The sequence below is a fragment of the Streptomyces spongiae genome (assembly GCF_009377185.1).
Taxonomy (GTDB): domain Bacteria; phylum Actinomycetota; class Actinomycetes; order Streptomycetales; family Streptomycetaceae; genus Streptomyces; species Streptomyces spongiae.
This window is the reverse complement of the sequence record NZ_VJZC01000723.1, coordinates 1-4,484: the sequence shown is the minus strand read 5'-3', so window position 1 is coordinate 4,484 and position 4,484 is coordinate 1. Positions and strand designations below refer to the sequence as shown.

General features: G+C 68.8%; 4 protein-coding genes. All 4 read right to left on the bottom strand.

From position 1 onward, the window contains the following. The coding region (ftsZ, locus tag FNH08_RS45380) for a cell division protein FtsZ (protein WP_322726494.1) at positions 1-1,007 on the bottom strand (1,007 nt) is incomplete at its 3' end. Between the two features lie 278 nt (positions 1,008-1,285). After that, positions 1,286-2,071: a cell division protein FtsQ/DivIB gene (locus tag FNH08_RS45375; RefSeq protein WP_322726493.1), complete on the bottom strand. Its 786-nt coding sequence runs from the start codon at positions 2,069-2,071 to the stop codon at positions 1,286-1,288. A gap of 26 nt (positions 2,072-2,097) precedes the next feature. Further along, on the bottom strand, positions 2,098-3,189 hold the full coding sequence (gene murG, locus FNH08_RS45370; protein WP_322726492.1) for an undecaprenyldiphospho-muramoylpentapeptide beta-N-acetylglucosaminyltransferase: 1,092 nt from the start codon (positions 3,187-3,189) through the stop codon (positions 2,098-2,100). Between the two features lie 6 nt (positions 3,190-3,195). Then, on the bottom strand, positions 3,196-4,484 hold a 1,289-nt coding region (gene ftsW / locus FNH08_RS45365), incomplete at its 5' end, for a putative lipid II flippase FtsW (RefSeq protein ID WP_152777430.1).

Here is a 4,484-nt window from a genome sequence, read left to right as displayed (position 1 = left end):
GGCGTGGGCTCCTCGCGCTTGGAGGACGAGCCCAGGACGTTGTCCCGCTTGGCCGGGGGCTGGCCGCCGTCGAAGCCGGCCGCGATCACCGTGACCCGCACCTCGTCGCCGAGGGCGTCGTCGATGACCGCGCCGAAGATGATGTTGGCCTCGGGGTGCGCGGCCTCGCTGACCAGCTGGGCGGCCTCGTTGATCTCGAACAGACCGAGGTCGGAGCCACCGGAGATGGAGAGCAGCACGCCCCGGGCGCCGTCGATGGACGCCTCCAGGAGCGGCGAGGAGATGGCCATCTCGGCCGCGGCCACCGCGCGGTCGTCACCGCGGGCCGAGCCGATGCCCATGAGGGCCGAACCGGCCTCGGACATCACGGACTTGACGTCGGCGAAGTCGAGGTTGATCAGGCCGGGCGTGGTGATGAGGTCGGTGATGCCCTGGACACCGGAGAGCAGGACCTGGTCGGCCGACTTGAAGGCGTCGAGGACCGAGACCTGGCGGTCCGAGATGGACAGCAGCCGGTCGTTCGGGATGACGATGAGGGTGTCGACCTCTTCGCGGAGCTCGGCGATGCCGTCCTCGGCCTGGTTGGCGCGGCGACGCCCCTCGAAGGTGAACGGGCGGGTGACCACACCGATGGTGAGGGCTCCGAGCGAGCGGGCGATGTTGGCCACGACGGGCGCGCCGCCGGTGCCGGTGCCGCCGCCCTCGCCCGCCGTCACGAAGACCATGTCGGCCCCCTTGAGGACCTCCTCGATCTCCTCACGGTGGTCCTCGGCGGCCTTGCGGCCGACAGCCGGGTTGGCTCCGGCGCCGAGTCCGCGGGTGAGTTCACGGCCGACGTCGAGCTTGACGTCTGCGTCGCTCATCAACAGCGCCTGGGCGTCCGTGTTGATCGCGATGAACTCGACACCCTTGAGACCGACCTCGATCATTCGGTTGATGGCATTGACACCACCGCCGCCGACACCGATGACCTTGATGACTGCGAGGTAGTTCTGCGGTGCTGCCACGTCGAAGGCCTCTCGCCTCGATTAACGGGTCGTCACTTCGCGGTTGCCCACGAGGAGACGACGGATGCCGATGGGGACGGTCCGTATCGCCGACCCGAACCCTAACCCTGAAGTTTAGGGTTACCAGTGTGCCTGTTCCTTGAAGTCTTCTGAACAGGACACTAAGTCGACAAGTGGCGCACGTTCAACGAACACGCCGAACCTCCCGTTTTTCTTTTCACCCTATGTGATCAGCCGTAGCGGTGCCCAACCAGGGTGCTGGCCTGCGCAGATGTGCGTCAACTCGCTGATGACGCAGGGGCCGTGGGAGCACTCACGTCGAAGTGCCGCGCGTCGGGGGCGGCTTTCATGAGGGCGGTGAGCGTACGGGCCTTCGCGCGCCCCTTCTCGCCGCTGCCCCACATGACGGTCCGGCCGTCGGTCAACTCCAGCGAGATGGAGTCGTAGGAACGGACCTTGACAAGTCGGGTGCTCCGCGCGACAGCGTCCGGAATGTCACCGGCGACGCGCACCGCGGCCCGCACCAGCCGGTCGGCACCGAAACGACGCGGCGCGACGGATCGCGCGAGCTCCATTTCAAGGAGGGGCACGCCCTTCAGGGGTTCCGAAACCGTGGCGAATCGTACGCCTTTGGCGTCCACTTCGACATACTTGCCCCCCTTTCCGGGTTTTTCGACAAGCAGAACCGGAGTGCGCTCGACCACTTTCAGGTCGATTCCATGGGGCCAGTCCCGGACAACCTCAACCGAGTCGATTCTGGGCAATTTCTGACGCAGTCGCGCCTCAATCCCGTCGAGGTCGACGGAAATCAGGGGCGCTCCCGGGGTCACGTCGGCCGTCTCGTCCACCTGAGCCTGCGTCAGGACCCGCGTACCCGAGACGGACACCCGCTCCACGCGCAGCCACGAGGAGCCGTAGAGCAGCCACACGGTGGCCCCTCCGAGCAACACCAGGGCGAGGGAAAGGATGATGAGCGTACGAGGGCCGGGGAGTCTCCTGGCGGGAGACGGGCCGGACCGGAGGTCGTCGTCTGCGCCACGCTCGGCGGTCGTCGGTCCGGCCACTCTCCCCTGCCTTCTCTCGCATGTGCCTAGCGGTGACGCGAGGCGATCGCCTCGTACACCATGCCGACGAGCAGTTCGTCGGCGTCCCTGCGGCCGAACTCACTGGCGGCGCGGGACATCTCGTACAGCCGGTGCGGGTCGGCGAGCACGGGCAGGACGCTCTGCTGCACCCACTGGGGCGTCAGTTCCGCGTCGTCGACCAGCAGTCCACCGCCGGCCTTGACCACCGGCTGGGCGTTCAGCCGCTGTTCGCCGTTGCCGATGGGCAGTGGGACGTACGCGGCCGGGAGCCCGACGGCGGAGAGTTCGGCGACGGTCATCGCGCCCGCGCGGCAGAGCATCATGTCGGCCGCGGCGTACGCGAGGTCCATCCGGTCCACGTACGGTACCGGGATGTACGGGGGCATCCCCGGCATCTGATGCACCTGCGGCAGTTCGTTCTTCGGACCGACCGCGTGCAGGATCTGGATGCCCGCCTGCTGGAGGTACGGCGCGACCTGCTGGACCACCTCATTGAGGCGACGGGCGCCCTGCGAGCCGCCGGAGACGAGCAGCGTCGGCAGGGCGGGGTCGAGGCCGAAGGCGGCCCGCGCCTCGGGGCGGACCCGGGCACGGTCCAGGGTGGCGATGGAGCGGCGCAGCGGGATGCCGATGTAGCGGGAGTTCCGCAGCTTGCTGTCCGGGGTGGAGACGGCGACCTGGGCCGCGTACCGCGAACCGATCTTGTTGGCCAGACCGGGCCGGGCGTTGGCCTCGTGGATCACGATCGGCACCCCGAGACGCTTGGCGGCGAGGTAGCCGGGCAGCGCGACGTAACCGCCGAAGCCGACCACGGCGTCCGCCTTGGTGCGCTCCAGGATCTGCTCGGTCGCCTTGATCGTGCCGCGCAGCCGTCCGGGGACGGTGATCAGCTCGGGGGTGGGCTTGCGTGGCAGGGGCACGGCGGGGATCAGCGCGAGTTCGTAGCCGCGCTCGGGCACCAGTCGCGTCTCGAGGCCGCGCTCCGTGCCCAGGGCCGTGATCCCGACGCTCGGGTCCTGCCTGCGCAGCGCGTCCGCGAGGGCGAGCGCGGGCTCGATGTGACCGGCGGTTCCGCCACCGGCGAGGACGACATGCACCGAAATTCACCGCTCTCCGGACGAACGCGCCACCGGGGCGCGCCGTCGCATCGTGTTCCATCTCCGAGGCCCCGGAGGGCCTCCAGCCCGCTTTCTACCAAAGCGAGGTTGCCGCATCGCAAGCGCCGCCCGCGCAGCGGGCTCGTCGCGCGCGAAGGCGATCAGCAACCCGATGGCGAACATGGTCGGCAGCAGGGCGGATCCTCCGTAGGAGAACAGCGGGAGCGGGACTCCGGCGATCGGCAGCAGACCGAGCACCGCACCGACGTTGATCACCGCCTGAGCGGTGATCCAGGTGGTCACGCCTCCCGCGGCATACCTCACGAAGGGGTCCTCCGTGCGTCCGGCCACGCGGATACCCGCATAGCCTAGAGCCGCGAAGAGGGCGAGTACCGACAGCGTCCCCGCGAGGCCCAGTTCCTCACCGGTGACGGCGAAGATGAAGTCGGTGTGCGCTTCCGGTAGTTGGCCCCATTTCTCCACACTGGCGCCGAGGCCGGAACCGAAGAGTCCGCCGCCCGCCAGCGCGTAGATGCCGTGCACGGCCTGCCAGCACTGGTCGACATCGGTGGAGCCGAGGCAGGTGAGCCGGGCCATGCGGTTGGGGCTGGTCTTGATGAGGATCACACCGATCAGCGCGGCCCCGGACAGCACGCCCACGAAGAGCCGGGTGGGCGCCCCCGCGATCCACAGCAGGCCGAACAGGATGGCGGTGAGGATGATCGCGGTCCCCATGTCGCCGCCCAGCATGATCAGCCCGAGCAGCATGAACGTCACCGGTACGAGCGGCACCAGCATGTGTTTCCACTGCGTCAGCAGCCGCTTGTCCTGCTTGCGCGCGAGCAGGTCGGCACCCCACAGCACCAGGGCCAGCTTGCCGAACTCGCTGGGCTGGATCTGGAAGGAGCCGCCGAGCGAGATCCAGTTCTGGTTGCCGTTGACGGCCATCCCTATCCCCGGCACCTGCACCAGGATCATCAGGAAGACGGAGCCGGCCAGGATCGGGTACGCCAGCGCCCGGTGCAGCTTCACCGGCATCCGCGAGGCCAGGAACAGCAGCCCGGCCCCGATCGCGGCGGCCAGGAACTGCTTGCGGAAGAAGTACGAGCCCGGCAACGACAGCTGCAGCGCGGTGATCTGCGAGGCCGAGTACACCATCACCAGGCCCAGCACGGTGATCAGCAGACTGCCGCCCAGGATCAGGTAGTACGCGGTGAGCGGCCGGTCCCAGGCCCTCCGGGCCCGCGTGTGGAGCCGCCGTAGGGGGTTGTCCCGCGGGGGGCGGGGAACAGGGG